General features: G+C 64.1%; 15 protein-coding genes and 1 pseudogene. 15 read left to right on the forward strand and 1 reads right to left on the reverse strand.

Annotated features, from left to right (window positions below):
• Positions 1-47 precede the first annotated feature (47 nt).
• Positions 48-647 (reverse strand): phenylacetic acid degradation protein PaaY, encoded by a 600-nt coding sequence (paaY, locus tag APH34_RS19365; RefSeq protein ID WP_054902505.1) that lies wholly within the window; start codon positions 645-647, stop codon positions 48-50.
• 278 nt (positions 648-925) lie between these two features.
• Between paaY and paaF the strand changes: the two genes are divergently transcribed.
• From paaF to paaZ, 15 genes and pseudogenes are all read left to right on the forward strand, one after another.
• Positions 926-1,699 (forward strand): 2,3-dehydroadipyl-CoA hydratase PaaF, encoded by a 774-nt coding sequence (paaF, locus tag APH34_RS19370; protein ID WP_054902506.1) that lies wholly within the window; start codon positions 926-928, stop codon positions 1,697-1,699.
• Between the two features lie 36 nt (positions 1,700-1,735).
• Entirely contained in the window at positions 1,736-2,527 is a 792-nt protein-coding gene (paaG, locus tag APH34_RS19375; protein ID WP_054902507.1) for a 2-(1,2-epoxy-1,2-dihydrophenyl)acetyl-CoA isomerase PaaG, read from the forward strand.
• Position 2,528: 1 nt separating this feature from the next.
• Positions 2,529-4,046, forward strand: a complete 1,518-nt coding sequence (gene paaH / locus APH34_RS19380) for a 3-hydroxyacyl-CoA dehydrogenase PaaH (protein WP_054902508.1) — start codon at positions 2,529-2,531, stop codon at positions 4,044-4,046.
• Positions 4,039-4,494 carry a hydroxyphenylacetyl-CoA thioesterase PaaI gene (gene paaI, locus APH34_RS19385; RefSeq protein WP_054902509.1) on the forward strand — a complete coding sequence of 152 codons (456 nt, stop codon included), beginning with the start codon at positions 4,039-4,041 and terminating at the stop codon, positions 4,492-4,494. Before paaH ends, paaI begins: the two co-directional genes overlap by 8 nt.
• Positions 4,487-5,707, forward strand: coding sequence for a 3-oxoadipyl-CoA thiolase (gene pcaF / locus APH34_RS19390; protein ID WP_054902510.1), 1,221 nt, complete (start codon positions 4,487-4,489; stop codon positions 5,705-5,707). The genes paaI and pcaF overlap by 8 nt, the downstream gene beginning before the upstream one ends.
• Before the next feature lie 112 nt (positions 5,708-5,819).
• Positions 5,820-7,139 (forward strand): phenylacetate--CoA ligase PaaK, encoded by a 1,320-nt coding sequence (paaK, locus tag APH34_RS19395; RefSeq protein WP_054902581.1) that lies wholly within the window; start codon positions 5,820-5,822, stop codon positions 7,137-7,139.
• A 171-nt stretch (positions 7,140-7,310) separates the two neighbouring features.
• Positions 7,311-8,300 (forward strand): 1,2-phenylacetyl-CoA epoxidase subunit PaaA, encoded by a 990-nt coding sequence (paaA, locus tag APH34_RS19400; protein WP_054902511.1) that lies wholly within the window; start codon positions 7,311-7,313, stop codon positions 8,298-8,300.
• A gap of 25 nt (positions 8,301-8,325) precedes the next feature.
• Positions 8,326-8,607 (forward strand): 1,2-phenylacetyl-CoA epoxidase subunit PaaB, encoded by a 282-nt coding sequence (gene paaB / locus APH34_RS19405; RefSeq protein ID WP_004374528.1) that lies wholly within the window; start codon positions 8,326-8,328, stop codon positions 8,605-8,607.
• An 8-nt stretch (positions 8,608-8,615) separates the two neighbouring features.
• The gene (gene paaC, locus APH34_RS19410) at positions 8,616-9,374 is read left to right on the forward strand and encodes a 1,2-phenylacetyl-CoA epoxidase subunit PaaC (protein ID WP_054902512.1); all 759 of its coding nucleotides are present in this window, start codon (positions 8,616-8,618) and stop codon (positions 9,372-9,374) included.
• Complete coding sequence (gene paaD, locus APH34_RS19415) at positions 9,361-9,894, forward strand: 1,2-phenylacetyl-CoA epoxidase subunit PaaD (RefSeq protein WP_054902513.1); 534 nt, start codon at positions 9,361-9,363, stop codon at positions 9,892-9,894. The genes paaC and paaD overlap by 14 nt, the downstream gene beginning before the upstream one ends.
• A 15-nt stretch (positions 9,895-9,909) precedes the next feature.
• Positions 9,910-10,986 carry a 1,2-phenylacetyl-CoA epoxidase subunit PaaE gene (gene paaE / locus APH34_RS19420; protein WP_054902514.1) on the forward strand — a complete coding sequence of 359 codons (1,077 nt, stop codon included), beginning with the start codon at positions 9,910-9,912 and terminating at the stop codon, positions 10,984-10,986.
• Between the two features lie 108 nt (positions 10,987-11,094).
• Positions 11,095-11,403 (forward strand): DUF485 domain-containing protein, encoded by a 309-nt coding sequence (locus tag APH34_RS19425; RefSeq protein ID WP_054902515.1) that lies wholly within the window; start codon positions 11,095-11,097, stop codon positions 11,401-11,403.
• Positions 11,394-12,962: pseudogene (locus APH34_RS19430) on the forward strand (cation acetate symporter); the annotation flags it as partial. The gene APH34_RS19425 and the pseudogene APH34_RS19430, both read left to right, overlap by 10 nt.
• Positions 12,963-12,989: 27 nt before the next feature.
• Positions 12,990-14,222, forward strand: a complete 1,233-nt coding sequence (locus APH34_RS19435) for an OprD family porin (protein WP_054902517.1) — start codon at positions 12,990-12,992, stop codon at positions 14,220-14,222.
• A gap of 24 nt (positions 14,223-14,246) precedes the next feature.
• Entirely contained in the window at positions 14,247-16,298 is a 2,052-nt protein-coding gene (gene paaZ, locus APH34_RS19440) for a phenylacetic acid degradation bifunctional protein PaaZ (protein ID WP_054902518.1), read from the forward strand.
• The last annotated feature ends 74 nt before the right edge of the window (positions 16,299-16,372 follow it).

Here is a 16,372-nt window from a genome sequence, read left to right on the forward strand (position 1 = left end):
TATACCTGTGCGACGGGCCGCCTGGCCATTATGTGCGGCAGGAAGGTTCATGCGCCCTCCTCACCTTTGGGCCGCAAGCCGCCGTCCCCCATTCGTGGGCGCTGAGCCTCGGCCTCGGTCAATGGCGGGCACTCCACCATGCTGGCCATGCAGCGTTGGCTGAGGTGTTGGTATTCAGCGGTGCCGCGCTGTTTCCAACTGAGCTCCTGGTCCGTCAGCGGACGCTTGGCCACGGCCGGGGTACCCATTACCAGGCTTTGTTCCGGGCAGTGGAAGCCAGCCTTGACGAACGCTGTGGCGCCGACGATGCAGCGTGGCGCGATGTGGGCACCGTCCATCACCACGGCATTCATGCCGATCAGCGCATCTTCGCCCACGCGACAACCGTGCAGTACCGCACCGTGCCCAACATGGCCGTTTCGCTCTATCACCGTGTCGCCTCCAGGGAAGCCATGCATCACGCAGGTGTCCTGCAGGTTGGCGCCCTCTTCCAGGACGATCCGCCCGAAGTCCCCACGCAGTGACGCCAATGGGCCCACATAACAACCGGGGCCAACGATGACGTCACCAATCAGCACGGCGCTAGGGTGAACATAGGCGGTCGGGTGGATGACTGGAGTCAGGCCGTCGAGGCGATAGCAAGGCATTATAAATTCCTCAATATTTTGTCGTTGTGACAAATTCTGTATCGCAACATAGCCCTGCGTCAAACCCCGAAAATGCTCTGTAAATCCTGAATTACTTAGCGGGTCAAGGAATCACACCCAGGGAAACAGATACCAATACTGTACATCACTATTGATTTCCCGTATCACAAAGTGCTTATACTGATCCCACCTGGGCACGGTCACCCGTTGCCTCTGCAGACAATTCCAAGAAATGCCGGCCATGTGATGTGCCGTGCGTGCAGCCTGAGGAACCCAGCATGCCTCGTTATCTAGAAGTGCAGGCGCCGGAGCACGGCGTTCGGCTCGTTACACTGCAACGGCCAGAGGCACTCAACGCCCTGTGCACTGACCTGCTGGCAGAGCTTGCCACTGCACTGGAAGACGCCGAACGCGATGAACACACCCGCGCAGTGGTCGTCACAGGTAACCGTAAAGCGTTTGCCGCCGGGGCTGATATTCGAGAAATGGCCGCGTGCGACCTGGTCGGTATCCTCAACGACCCACGCGTCGCCCATTGGCAGCGCATCGCCGCATTCTCCAAGCCCCTGATTGCTGCCGTGAACGGCTACGCCCTGGGCGGAGGGTGCGAACTGGTGATGTGCGCCGACATCGTCATCGCGGGTGAGGATGCCCGTTTTGGCCAGCCAGAGATCAATCTTGGCATCATCCCCGGCGCCGGCGGCACTCAGCGCCTGCTGCGTGCGGTAGGCAAGCCCTTGGCCATGCAGATGGTGCTGACCGGCGAAGCCATCGGCGCCCGGCATGCCCTACAGGCCGGCCTGGTCAGCGAGATCACCCAACCCGAACTGACGGTCGAGCGTGCTACCCAGGTCGCCCGCAGCATCGCTGCCAAGGCGCCACTGGCCGTGCGCCTGGCTAAAGAAGCGCTGCTCAAGGCCGGCGATACCGACCTGGCCAGCGGCCTGCGCTTTGAACGTCACGCCTTCACCCTGCTGGCCGGCACCGCCGACCGTGATGAAGGCATCCGTGCCTTCCAGGAAAAACGCCCGGCCCAGTTCAAAGGCCGCTGACCTGCCCTTCCCTTCGACTGACGGAGCGAGTCTGTCATGACTTTCGAGCACATCCTGTTTTCCATCGAGGACGGCGTTGCCCTCCTCTCGCTGAACCGGCCCGAGCAGCTGAACAGCTTCAATGCATCAATGCATTTGGAGGTGCGCGAGGCACTCAAGCAAGTGCGCCAGGGCAGCGGTGCCCGCGTGCTATTGCTAACCGGTGAGGGCCGCGGTTTCTGCGCAGGCCAGGATCTTTCCGACCGTAACGTGGCCCCTGGTGCGGTCATGCCTGACCTGGGCGAGTCCATTGATAAATTCTACAACCCGCTGGTGCGCACCTTGCGCGACCTGCCAATGCCAGTGATCTGCGCTGTCAATGGTGTAGCCGCAGGTGCCGGCGCGAATATCCCGCTGGCCTGCGACCTGGTACTGGCCGCTCGTTCGGCGTCGTTCATCCAGGCGTTCTGCAAGATCGGCCTGGTCCCAGATTCTGGCGGCACCTGGCAGCTACCGCGCCTGGTGGGCATGGCACGGGCCAAGGCTCTGGCATTGCTCGGCGAGCGGCTGAGCGCAGAACAGGCCGAGCGCTGGGGGCTGATCCACCGCGTGATGGACGATGCCGAGTTGCGCGATGAAGCCCTTGCCCTCGCCCGTCACCTAGCGCGCCAGCCCACCTACGGGCTAGCCCTGATCAAGCGCAGCCTCAACGCGAGCTTCGACAACAGCTTCGACCAGCAGCTGGAACTGGAGCGTGACCTGCAGCGTTTGGCCGGGCGCAGTGAGGATTATCGCGAAGGGGTGAGCGCGTTCATGGGCAAGCGCACCCCCGAATTCAAGGGGCACTGACATGGGCGCACTGGATAACAACGCGCTGGTGGCAGTGATCGGCGCGGGTGCGATGGGCGCCGGTATCGCCCAGGTGGCGGCCCAGGCCGGGCACCCGGTCAAGCTCTACGACAACCGCCCCGGTGCAGCGGCACAGGCCGTGGCGGGCATCGACCGTCAGCTCGGGCGTCTGGTGGAAAAAGGCAGGCTGCAGCCCAAGGCTCGCGAGGCTATCACTGCACGCTTGCAGCCAGTGGAGGCGATCGAGGCCCTCACCGATGCCTGCTTGGTCATCGAGGCCATCGTCGAGAACCTGCAGGTCAAGCAGGCCCTGCTGGTGCAGCTTGAAACGCTCTGCGCCCCACACTGCATTCTGGCCAGCAATACCTCGTCGCTGTCGATCACGAGCCTGGCCGCGGGCCTGCAACGGCCGCAGCAGGTGGTGGGCATGCATTTCTTCAACCCCGCCCCGCTGATGGCCCTGGTGGAAATCGTCCGCGGGCTGGCCACCGCGCCAGCCGTTGCCGCGCAGCTTTATGAAACCGCCAAGGCCTGGGGCAAGCAGCCCGTGCAGACCCGTTCCACACCAGGCTTCATTGTCAACCGCGTGGCCCGGCCGTTCTATGCCGAAAGCCTGCGCCTGCAGCAGGAAGGCGCGGCCGACTGCGCCACGCTCGATGCACTGCTGCGCGATGCCGGCGGGTTTCGCATGGGCGCCTTCGAGCTCACCGACCTCATCGGCCATGACGTCAACTACGCGGTCACCTGCTCGGTGTTCGACGCCTTCTATGGTGACTTCCGCTTCCAGCCGTCACTGGTGCAAAAAGAACTGGTCGATGCCGGGCGCCTGGGCCGCAAGAGTGGCCAGGGCTTCTATAGCTACGCCGAAGGCGCGCAGCGCCCGCACGCAGATGAGCTGCAAAGCCAGGCCACAGTGGAGCGCTGCGTGGTCGAGGGCAACCTGGGCGTGCTGCAGCCGCTGGCCGAGCGCTTGCGCGACAACGGGGTAGCCGTCAGCGAGCGTGCCGGCCTGGGCCTGATCCAGGTCGGCGACGCGACCCTGGCTCTGTCCGATGGCCGCCTGGCTAGCCAGCGCGCCCGAGAGGACGGCCTGCGCAACCTGGTATTGGTCGACCTTGCCCTGGATTACCGCAGTGCTTCACGCATTGCCGTCAGTTGGTCTGCCGATACCACGAGCCTGGCTCGCGACCAGGCGGTGGCGTTGCTGCAGCGCGCCGGCCTCCGGGTGTCGGCCATCGCCGACCTGCCTGGCCTGGTTGTGTTGCGGACCGTGGCCATGCTCGCCAACGAAGCCGCTGACGCACTGTTGCAGGGTGTCGGCAGCGCTGCCGACATCGACCTGGCCATGTGTTCCGGGGTCAATTACCCACTCGGCCCGCTCGCCTGGGCCGAACAGCTTGGGCTTGGCTACACGCTACGCGTGCTGGAAAACCTCCAGCGCAGCTACGGCGAGAGCCGCTATCGCCCTTCCCTGCTGCTGCGCCGTTGCGATGCCCAAGGAGCCCGCCTGCATGAATGACCCCCAACCTAACCCTGACGCGCTGGCCCAGGCCTGCGTCGATGCGCTGTTTTCCCGCGACCAGGCCAGCCAGGCCCTGGGCATCGAGCTGCTCGACGCCGGCGCTGGCCGGGCGCGCCTGCGCATGGCGGTGCGAGCCGACATGCTCCAAGGCCACGGTACCTGCCACGGTGGTTTTCTTTTCGCCCTGGCCGACTCTGCCTTCGCCTTTGCCTGCAACAGCTACGACCAGGCGACTGTCGCCCTGGGTTGCAGCATTGACTACGTAGCGCCTGCACTGCGCGGGGACGTGCTGACCGCACGTGCGTCCGAACTCAGCCGCAAAGGCCGTACCGGGCTCTACGACGTACGCATTGAAAACCAGCGCGGCGAGCTGATCGCCCTGTTCCACGGCAAATCCTACAAAGTGCGCGGGACGGTGCTCGCGCAGGAGACCCCAGATGACTGAACACACCCCCTTCGACGCGCTGATCATCGACGCCGTGCGAACGCCCATCGGCCGTTACGGCGGGGCCTTGAGCAGCGTGCGTGCCGACGACCTGGCGGCGGTGCCGATCAAGGCCTTGATCGAGCGCCACCCCCAACTGGACTGGCAAGCCATCGATGACGTGATCCTCGGCTGCGCCAACCAGGCCGGTGAAGACAACCGCAACGTAGCACGCATGGCCGTTTTGCTGGCCGGCCTGCCGGTCAACGTGCCGGGCACTACCCTCAATCGCTTGTGCGGTTCCGGGATGGACGCCATCGGCAATGCCGCCCGTGCGCTGCGCTGCGGCGAGGCCGGCCTGATGCTGGCAGGCGGCGTAGAGTCGATGTCGCGCGCGCCCTTTGTCATGGGCAAGTCCGAGCAGGCTTTTGGCCGCAGCGCTGAGCTGTTCGACACCACCATCGGCTGGCGTTTCGTCAATACGTTGATGCACACCGAGTACGGCACCGATTCCATGCCCGAGACCGCAGAACACGTTGCTGAGCAATTTGCCATCTCCCGCGCTGACCAGGATGCCTTCGCCCTGCGCAGCCAGCACAAGGCTGCTGCTGCCCAGGCGCGCGGGCGGCTGGCCCGTGAAATCGTGCCGGTGACGATTGCCCAGCGTAAAGGCCCGGCCCTTCGTGTCGAGCACGATGAACACCCGCGTGCCGATACCACGCTTGAACAATTGGCCAGGCTTGGCACGCCGTTTCGCCAGGGCGGTAGCGTTACGGCAGGCAACGCCTCTGGGGTCAACGACGGTGCCTGCGCCCTGTTGCTGGCCAGCAGCCAGGCAGCACGCCGCCATGGCCTCAAGGCGCGGGGGCGGATCGTCGGCATGGCGGTGGCCGGTGTCGATCCACGCATCATGGGCATTGGCCCGGTGCCGGCGACGCACAAGGTGCTGGAACTGACCGGCCTGGCGCTGGCAGACATGGATGTCATCGAGCTCAACGAGGCGTTCGCGGCTCAAGGCCTGGCCGTGCTGCGTGAACTGGGCCTGGCCGACGACGACCCGCGGGTCAACCCCAACGGTGGCGCCATTGCCCTGGGCCACCCGCTGGGCATGAGCGGTGCGCGGCTGGTGACCACCGCGCTGCATGAGCTGGAAGAAACGGCCGGACGCTATGCCCTGTGCACCATGTGCATCGGCGTTGGCCAAGGTATCGCCATGGTCATTGAACGCCTCTGACCAACGGCTTGTTACTGAACGCGACGCCGCCCGTTATGCTGCGTCCATGACACTCACGACGCGCGCTTTGCACAAGCGCGTGCCGGTCTACAAGAACAATTCGAGTGAAGCCATGAACATGTACCATGATGCCGATCGTGCCCTGCTGGACCCGATGGAAACCGCCAGTATCGACGCCCTGCGCCAGCACCAACTGGAGCGTTTGCGCTGGAGCCTGAAACACGCCTACGACCACGTGCCGCTATACCGCAAGCGTTTCGACGAATGCGGCGCTCACCCGGACGACCTGAAGTCCCTCGACGACCTGGCGAGGTTCCCCTTCACTGGCAAGAACGACCTGCGCGACAACTACCCCTACGGCATGTTTGCCGTGCCCCAGCAAGAGGTTGTGCGCCTGCACGCCTCCAGCGGCACCACCGGCAAGCCGACGGTGGTCGGTTATACCCAGAACGACATCGATACCTGGGCCAATGTGGTTGCCCGCTCGATCAGGGCCGCGGGTGGGCGCAAGGGCGACAAGGTGCATGTGTCCTACGGTTATGGCCTGTTCACCGGCGGTCTGGGTGCCCACTACGGTGCCGAGCGCCTGGGGTGCACGGTCATTCCCATGTCCGGCGGGCAGACCGAGAAACAGGTGCAGCTGATACGCGACTTTCAGCCGGACATCATCATGGTCACCCCGTCCTATATGCTCAACCTGGCCGACGAGATTGAGCGCCAGGGTATAGACCCACAGGACCTCAAGCTGCGCCTGGGCATCTTTGGTGCCGAGCCATGGACCGACGAGTTGCGCCGCTCCATCGAACAGCGCCTGGGCATCGATGCCCTGGATATCTACGGCCTGTCTGAAATCATGGGCCCAGGCGTGGCCATGGAATGCCTCGAGAGCAAGGATGGCCCGACCATCTGGGAGGACCACTTCTACCCCGAAATCATCGACCCGCTGACCGGCGCGGTATTGCCCGATGGGCAATTGGGCGAACTGGTGTTCACTTCGCTGAGCAAGGAGGCGCTGCCGATGGTGCGATACCGCACCCGCGACCTCACACGCCTGCTGCCGGGCACCGCGCGCCCCATGCGGCGCAGAGGCAAGATCACCGGGCGCAGCGACGACATGCTGATCATCCGTGGGGTCAACGTGTTCCCGACTCAAATCGAGGAACAAGTGCTAAAAATAAAACAGCTTTCTGAGCTATACGAGATTCATCTGTATCGCAATGGCAACTTGGACAGTGTCGAGGTGCACGTGGAATTGCGGGGTGAGTGCCAAGGGCTGGACGACAGCCAGCGCAAGCTGCTCACTGGCGAATTGACCAAACAGATCAAAACCTACATCGGCATCAGCACCCAGGTGCGACTGCAGCCCTGCGGCACGCTCAAGCGCTCCGAAGGCAAGGCGTGCCACGTCTATGACAAACGGTTGGCCAGCTGACGTTTCAGCTGTTTTTAAGGCCCTGGCTTAGCCAGGGCTTTTTTTTGCCTGGTGCCCGTGCTCCGTCAACACAGCATGTGATACACAAATCTTATTTGATACATAGGAAACTGTTTGACCTTATGTTTTGTATCGCTTACAAATGACTCATGCCTTAGCAGGAGTCGGAACATGTACGCACAGCTAGTGGAAACCGGAGTCAAGCGCGTCAAATCGCTGGACGAGATGTCGCCCGAGGAGCGCAACTTCCAGGAAAAGATCGACGCCGAAATCAAGATCGAAGCCAAGAACTGGATGCCCGAGGCCTATCGCCAGACCCTGATCCGGCAGATCTCCCAGCACGCCCACTCGGAAATCGTCGGCATGCTGCCCGAAGGCAACTGGGTCACCCGCGCCCCCAGCCTCAAGCGCAAGCTGCAGCTGATGGCCAAGATCCAGGACGAAGCCGGCCACGGCCTGTACCTGTACAGCGCCATGGAAACCCTCGGCGCCGACCGCGACGAGGAAATCGCCAAGCTGCACAGTGGCAAGGCAAAGTATTCGAGCATCTTCAACTATCCGACCCTGAGCTGGGCCGACATGGGGGCGGTGGGCTGGCTGGTCGATGGTGCGGCCATCGTCAACCAGGTGGTGCTCCAGCGCACCTCCTATGGTCCCTACTCCCGGGCAATGATCCGTATCTGCAAGGAAGAAAGCTTCCACCAGCGCCAGGGGTACGAACTGCTTCTGACCATGATGCGCGACGGTACCCAGGCGCAGAAGGACATGGTCCAGGACGCCATCAATCGCCTCTGGTGGCCGGCCCTGATGATGTTCGGCCCAAGCGACGAACACTCCCCTAACAGCGCCCAGTCGATGGCCTGGAAGATCAAGCGCCAAACCAACGACGAGCTGCGCCAACGCTTCATCGACCAGACCGTGCCGCAGCTGGAGCTGCTTGGCTGCACTGCGCCGGACCCGCACCTGAAATGGAACGAAGCCCGCGGCCACTACGATTTCGGCGCGATCCAGTGGGAGGAGTTCTACGAAGTCATCAAGGGCAACGGCCCCTGCAACCAGGAGCGCGTCGCCACCCGGCGCAAGGCCATCGAGGATGGCGCGTGGGTCCGCGAAGCGGCCGTGGCGTATGCGCGCAAGCAACAGAACAAGAACGCCGCCTGAGCGGCGATTGATGCGGAGATCGAAAATGTCTGTCTGGACCCTTTACGAAGTGTTCGTGCGCAGCAAGCACGGCCTGAACCACAAGCATGTCGGCAGCGTGCATGCCGCCGATGCGGCAATGGCGATCGAGAACGCCCGCGAGCTATACACCCGCCGCAGCGAAGGGGTCAGCCTTTGGGTAGTGCCTTCGGCGCTGATCACCGCCTCCTCGCCTGACGAGAAAGACCCGCTGTTCGCTCCATCGGACGACAAGGTCTACCGCCACGCCAGCTTCTATGAACTCCCCGACGAAGTCGGGCACATGTGAGGTTGGCCATGCACACCCAAGCACTCATCCCTTACCTGCTGTTGCTCGGTGACAGCGCCCTGATCCAGGGCCAGCGCCTGTGTGAATGGTGCGGCCACGCGCCGGCACTGGAAGAAGAACTGGCCCTGATGAACGTCGGCCTCGACCTGGTGGGCCAGGCGCGCAATTGGCTGGAATACGCCGCCGAGTTGCTCGCCGACGGCCGGGACGCCGATGCCCTGGCCTTTGGCCGCGACGAGCGAGCGTTTCGTAACCTGCTGCTGGTCGAGCAACCCAACGGTGACTTTGCCGTGACCATGGCCAAACAGTGCTTCTATGACGCCTGGCACCATGCCGTGCTGCAGCGCCTGGTCGACTCCAGCGACGCGCGTATCGCCGGTATTGCCGGCAAGGCCCTCAAGGAAGTGACCTATCACCTGCGCCGCTCCAGCGAATGGGTACAACGCCTGGGTGGCGGTACCGAAGAGAGCCGTCGGCGCATGCTTGAGGCGATACCTGCGTTGTGGCGCTTCACCGTCGAACTCACAACCGGCAGCGAAAGCGAAGCCCGGCTGGCCGAAGCTGGCATTGCTGCCGACCCTGCGCAGGTGGGAGCGGCCTGGCTCCACCAAGTAGCCCGCATTTTCCAGTCGGTCGAGCTGCCCCTGCCAAACGCTGCCAGCCATTTCTACCTCAGTGGCCGCCAAGGGCTGCACACCGAACACTTGGGCCTGCTGCTGGCCGAGATGCAGTTCTTGCCAAGGGCCTACCCCGATGCAACCTGGTGAGCTGATTGCCGGGGACCGCGGTGCCCGGGCCCCTAGCAGCGACGACTTGAGCCGGGCCTGGGCGGTGCTTGCCCAGGTCATGGACCCGGAAGTGCCAGTGGTCAGCGTGGTCGACCTGGGGATCGTTCGTGATCTCAGCTGGCGCGCCGGCCACCTCCACTTGGTAGTCACGCCCACTTACTCCGGTTGCCCGGCTACCGAAGTGATCGAGGGCGATATCCGCCAGGCGCTGGAGCAGGCCGGGTTTCCCGAGCCGGCCCTGGAGCGTCGCTTGACCCCGGCCTGGAGCACCGACTGGATCAGCGACCTGGGCCGTGAACGCCTGCGCGCCTATGGCATCGCCCCGCCCGAAGGCAGCGCCAGCAAACGCAGCCTGCTCGGCGAAGCCCCGCAGGTGTGCTGCCCGCAATGCGGCAGCGGCCATACCGAGGTGCTCAGCCAGTTTGGCTCCACGGCGTGCAAGGCGCTTTATCGCTGCCGCGAGTGCCTGGAGCCGTTCGATTATTTCAAATGCATTTGAGCCGTGGAGACCACCATGAGCCAGTTTCACAGCCTGACCATCAAGCAACTGCGCAATGAAACCCGCGATGCGGTATCGATCGCCTTCGACGTGCCGCCACACCTGCAGGACGCCTTCCGCTTCACCCAGGGCCAGTATCTGGTGATGCGCACCCAACTGGACAATGAAGAAGTGCGCCGCTCCTACTCCATTTGCAGCGCAGTACAGGACGGCGAGTTGCGCGTGGCCGTCAAGCGCGTACCTGGTGGGCGTTTTTCGGCATATGCCAACGAAGTGCTCAAGGTGGGCCAGCAGCTCGAGGTGATGCCACCGTCGGGCAGCTTCTTCGTGCCCTTGTCCCCGACACGCCAGGGCAATTACCTGGGCGTGGCTGCCGGCAGCGGCATCACGCCGATCCTGTCGATCATTGCCACCACCCTGGCCAGCGAGCCGCACAGCCGCTTCACCCTGCTGTACGGCAACCGCTCAAGCTCCAGCGCGTTGTTCCGCGACAAGCTCGAAGACCTGAAGAACCGCTACCTCGACCGCCTGAACCTGATTTTCGTCTTCAGCCGCGAGCAGCAGGACGTCGACCTTTACAACGGCCGTATCGACGCCGACAAGTGCGGCCAATTGTTCTCCCGCTGGATGGACGTTGCCAGCCTGGATGCCGCGTTCATCTGTGGCCCACAAGCCATGACCGAAACCGTGCGCGACAGCCTTCAGGTCAATGGTCTGGCCAAGGACCGCATTCACTTCGAGCTGTTCGCCGCCGCCGGCAGCCACGCCCGCCGCGAAGCCCGCGAGGCCGCGCGTCAGGTAGATGCCGCGTTGAGCCGTGTCACCGTGATCAGTGACGGTCGCGCGCTGAGTTTCGACTTGCCGCGCAACAGCCAGAACCTGCTCGACGCCGGCAACGCCATCGGCGCCGAACTGCCCTACTCGTGCAAGGCCGGGGTGTGCTCGACCTGCAAGTGCCGGGTGATCGAGGGTGAGGTGGAAATGGACAGCAACCACGCCCTGGAAGACTACGAAGTGGCGGCCGGCTATGTGCTGTCGTGCCAGAGCTACCCGGTCAGCGACAAGGTGGTTCTGGACTTCGACCAGCTCTGAAACCGGGTTGCCCTGTTCGCCCGTAACCCCGCGAAAAGGGCCTCAGCGACACCGCAATAACCGCGTGACCTCACCAAAAACAATTACAACACCCAGAGATCGCTTGCCATGACCCCCGAACAGATCGAGAGCATCAGTAACCACCCCGATTTCCAGCACCTGGTGCGGCGCAAGCGCCGCCTCAACGGCAGCCTTACCCTGGCCATGCTGGTCATCTACTACGGTTTCGTCCTTCTGGTGGCCTTTTCCCCCACTACCTTGGGCCAGTCGCTGAGCGGTGGGGTGACCACCGTCGGCATGCTGGTCGGTGTGCTGATGGTCCTGCTGTCCTTTGCCCTCACCGGCATCTACGTGCACCGCGCCAACAATGTGCTCGACCCGCTCAATGACAAGGTCAAGCAGGAGTGCGCGCAATGAACTGGACCGCCATCTCGATGTTCATGGTGTTCGTCTGCTTCACCCTGCTGGTCACCCGCTGGGCCGCCCTGCGTACCCGCTCGACCAGTGACTTCTACACCGCCGGTGGCGGCCTGACCGGGATGCAGAACGGCCTGGCCATCGCGGGCGACATGATCAGCGCGGCGTCGTTCCTGGGCATCTCGGCCATGATGTTCATGAACGGCTACGACGGCCTGCTGTATGCGCTGGGCGTGCTGGCCGGTTGGCCAATCATCCTGTTCCTGATTGCCGAGCGCCTGCGAAACCTGGGCAAATACACCTTCGCCGACGTGGTCTCGTACCGCCTGGCGCAAACCCCGGTACGCTTGAGCTCGGCCTTCGGCACCCTGGCTGTGGCGCTGATGTACCTGGTGGCGCAGATGGTCGGCGCCGGCAAGCTGATCGAACTGCTGTTCGGCATCAGCTACCTGTACGCCGTCGTGCTGGTGGGCGTGTTGATGGTGGCCTATGTCACCTTCGGCGGCATGCTCGCCACCACCTGGGTACAGATCATCAAGGCTGTGATGCTGTTGTCGGGCACCAGCTTCATGGCGTTCATGGTCCTCAAGCATTTTGGCTTCAGCACCGAGGCGATGTTCGCCAATGCCGTCGCCGTGCACGCCAAGGGCCAGGCAATCATGGCGCCAGGAGGCTTGCTGTCCAACCCCGTGGATGCCATTTCGCTGGGCCTGGGCATGATGTTCGGCACCGCCGGGCTGCCGCACATCCTGATGCGGTTCTTCACCGTCAGCGATGCCAAGGAAGCACGCAAGAGTGTGTTCTACGCCACAGGCTTCATCGGCTACTTCTACCTGTTGCTGATCGTCATCGGGTTCGGGGCCATTGTGATGGTCGGGACCGAGCCTGCCTACCGCGATGCCAGTGGCGCGATCATCGGTGGCGGCAACATGGTCGCCGTGCACCTGGCGCAGGCCGTGGGTGGCAACCTGTTCCTGGGCTTCATCTCTGCGGTAGCGTTTGCCACCATCCTCGCTGTGGTGGCCGGGCTTGCGCTGTCTGGCGCCTCGGCCGTGTCCCATGATCTTTACGCCTGCGTGGTGCGCAAGGGGCAGGCCACCGAACAGCAAGAGATGCGCGTATCGCGTATCGCCACCCTGGTGATCGGCCTGCTGGCGGTGGTGCTGGGCCTGGTGTTCGAATCACAGAACATCGCCTTCCTCTCAGGCCTGGTGCTGGCCGTGGCGGCTTCGGTCAACTTCCCTGTCCTGCTGCTTTCGATGTTCTGGAAGGGTCTGACCACCCGCGGTGCGGTATGCGGGAGCATGGCCGGGCTGGTGTCGGCGATCGTGCTGGTGGTCCTGGGGCCGGCGGTGTGGGTCAACGTGCTGCACCACGAACAGGCGCTGTTCCCCTACAGCAACCCCGCGCTGTTTTCCATGAGCCTGGCGTTCCTGGGCGCCTGGGTGTTCTCGGTGACCGATACCTGCGCGCGTGCCAGCGAAGAACGCGGGCGCTACCTGGCGCAGTTCATCCGCTCCATGACCGGGATTGGCGCCGCCGGCGCCAGCAAGCACTGATTCTTGACTATGTCGGGTATAACAACAATGAACCGCATGCACCTCAAATCAGCTGCGTGGTTGGCGACCCTCGCCCTGCCCGCGCCGGCCCTGGCCGACTTCATCGCCGACAGCCATGCACGGCTGGACCTGCGCAACCATTACATCAACCGCGACTTTCGCCAGAGCAACGCCCCCCAGGCCAAGGCCGAGGAATGGGCCCAGGGCTTCACCGCCCGCGTGGCGTCCGGGTTCACCGAAGGGCCGGTAGGCTTCGGCGTGGACGCCATGGGCCAGTTAGGCATCAAACTCGACGCCAGCCGCGACCGGCGCAACACCGGCCTGTTGCCGTTTGGCCCCAACAGCCTCGAGCCGGTCGACGACTACAGTGAGCTGGGCCTGACCGGCAAACTGCGGGTGGCGAAAAGCACCTTGCGCCTGGGCACCCTGCAGCCGATCCTGCCAGTGGTGGTGTACAACGACACCCGGCTGCTGGCCTCGACCTTCCAGGGCGGCCAATTGACCAGCCAGGACATCGACGGCCTCACCTTCAATGCCGGGCGCCTGAGCAAAGCCAACCTGCGCGATTCATCCGGCCGCGACGCCATGGGCTACGGTGCCGCCACCAGCGACCACCTTGATTTTGCCGGCGGCAGCTACGCGATCACCCCGCAGACCAGCGTCAGCTACTACTACGCCAAGCTCCAGGACATCTACCGCCAGCAGTTCGTCGGCCTGGTCGACACACGCCCGCTGGGTGAAGGCCTGAGCCTGCGCAGCGACCTGCGCTACTTCGACAGCCGCAACGACGGTGCCGAGCGCGCCGGCACTATCGACAACCGCAACTTCAACGCCCTGTTCACCCTCGGCGTGAAGGCCCATAAATTCACCGCCACCTGGCAGCAGATGTCCGGCGCCAGCGCCTTTCCATTCGTCAACGGCGGCGACCCGTTCACCGTCAACCTGGTGACCTACAACACCTCCACCCGCGCGGGGCTCGATTCGTGGCAACTGCGCTACGACTACGACTTCGTTGCCCTGGGCATCCCAGGCCTGAGCTTCATGACCCGCTACACCGATGGCCGCCATGCCGAAACCGCCATCGTCAGCAATGGCCGTGAGCGCGAGCGTGATACCGACCTCACCTACGTCATCCAGAGCGGCCCGTTCAAGGACGTGAGCCTGCGCTGGCGCAACGTCACCTTCCGCTCCGGCAACGGGCTGACCAACGCCGTGGACGAAAACCGCCTGATCATCGGTTACACCCTGGCGCTGTGGTAACAGCGCCCTTTACAGGAGAACAGCATGTCTGACGCCCCCACCCTGCAGAGCTTCATCGCCGGCCGCTGGATCGGCCAGCACGGCGCCCAGGCCCTGCGCAGTGCCCTCGACGGCCATGTATTGGCCTACAGCCATGAAGAGCGCCCGGACTTTGCCGAAGCCGTGGACTTCGCCCGGGTACGCGGCCTTGCGCAGCTGATGGCCATGGACTTCCAGCAGCGAGCCGCCCGCCTGAAGGCCCTGGCGCTGTATCTGGCTGAACGCAAGGAGCAGCTCTACGCCCTGTCCCACCACAGTGGCGCTACCCGCGCCGACAGCTGGATCGACATCGAAGGCGGCAACGCCACGCTGTTTGCCTATGCCGGTATCGGTAGCCGCGAACTGCCCTCGGGCAACCTGGTGCACGAAGGCCCGGCGATCCCGCTGGGCAAGCAAGGCCATTTTGCCGGTAGTCATATCCTGGTGCCGCGCGCGGGTGTCGCCGTGCACATCAATGCCTTCAACTTCCCGATCTGGGGCATGCTGGAGAAGTTCGCCCCGACCTTCCTGGCCGGCATGCCCTGCATCGTCAAGCCTGCCACGTCAACCAGCTACCTGACCGAAGCCGTGGTGCGCCTGATGCACGCCTCAGGGCTGCTGCCCGAGGGCAGCCTGCAACTGGTGGTCGGCAGCACGGGGGACCTGCTGGACCGCTTGCAGGGCCAGGATGTGGTGACCTTCACCGGGTCTGCGGACACGGCTGCGAAGCTGCGCGTTACCCCTAACCTGATCCGCCATTCGGTGCCGTTCACCGCCGAGGCCGATTCGCTCAACTGCGCCATCCTCGGCCCTGACGTGGCCCCGGACAGCGAAGCGTTCGACCTGTACATCAAGGAAGTGGTGCGTGAAATGACCACCAAGGCCGGTCAGAAATGCACCGCCATCCGTCGCGCCATCGTCCCCGCCAAGCACCTGGACGCCGTGGCCACACGCCTGCGTGAGCGCCTGAGCAACGTGGTGGTCGGGGACCCGGCGGTGGAAGGTGTGCGCATGGGTGCCCTGGCCTCCCACGACCAGCAGCGTGACGTGGGCGAGCGGGTCCGTGCCCTGCTGGAGAGTTGCGACCAGCTGTTCGGTGCCAGCGACGGCTTTGCCCCGCGTGGCGAAGGCGTTGCCGAAGGTGCATTTTTCGCCCCGACCCTGCTTCAGGCCCGTGACCCGCATGCCGAGGGTGGTGCCCACGATATCGAGGCCTTCGGCCCAGTCAGCACGTTGATGGCCTACCATGACCTTGACGAAGCCCTGGCCCTGGCCGCGCGTGGCAAGGGCAGCCTGGTGGCGACGTTGGTCACCGCCGACCGTGCCGTGGCAGCCAAGGCGATTCCAGTTGCGGCCGCCTGGCATGGTCGCCTGTTGGTGCTGGACAGCGAAGCGGCCAAGGAGTCCACCGGCCACGGCTCGCCGCTGCCGCAGCTCAAACACGGCGGCCCTGGCCGCGCTGGGGGTGGCGAGGAGCTCGGTGGCCTGCGCGCGGTCAAGCATTACCTGCAGCGCGCCGCCGTGCAGGGTTCGCCAAGCATGCTCACCGCCGTGACCGGCGAATATGTCCGCGGCGCCGAGGTGATCGAGACCCCGGTGCACCCGTTCCGCCGTTACTTCGACGAACTGCGCATCGGTGAATCGCTGCTGACCCACCGCCGCACGGTGACCGAAGCCGACCTGGTCAACTTCGGCTGCCTGTCGGGTGACCATTTCTACATGCACTTCGACGAGATCGCGGCCAAGGCATCGCAGTTCGGCAAACGCATCGCCCACGGCTACTTCGTGCTCTCGGCGGCGGCCGGGCTGTTCGTCTCCCCAGGTGCCGGGCCGGTGCTGGCCAACTACGGGCTGGATACCTTGCGCTTCATCAACCCGGTGGGCATTGGCGACACCATCCAGGCGCGGCTGACGTGCAAGCGCAAGATTGACCAGGGCAAGGCCAGCCCGCTCGGTCAGCCGCAGGGCGTGGTAGCGTGGGATGTCGAGGTGACCAACCAGCTGGGTGAATTGGTCGCCAGTTATGACATTCTGACCCTGGTGCTCAAGCAGCCCTGAATGATGGCTTGACGCACTCGTCCCAGCGTCGGCCAGCCATGCCGATTGGCCGGCTCGCCGACGCTGAAGCCCGC

Source organism: Pseudomonas sp. NBRC 111131 (assembly GCF_001320525.1).
Taxonomy (GTDB): domain Bacteria; phylum Pseudomonadota; class Gammaproteobacteria; order Pseudomonadales; family Pseudomonadaceae; genus Aquipseudomonas; species Aquipseudomonas ceruminis.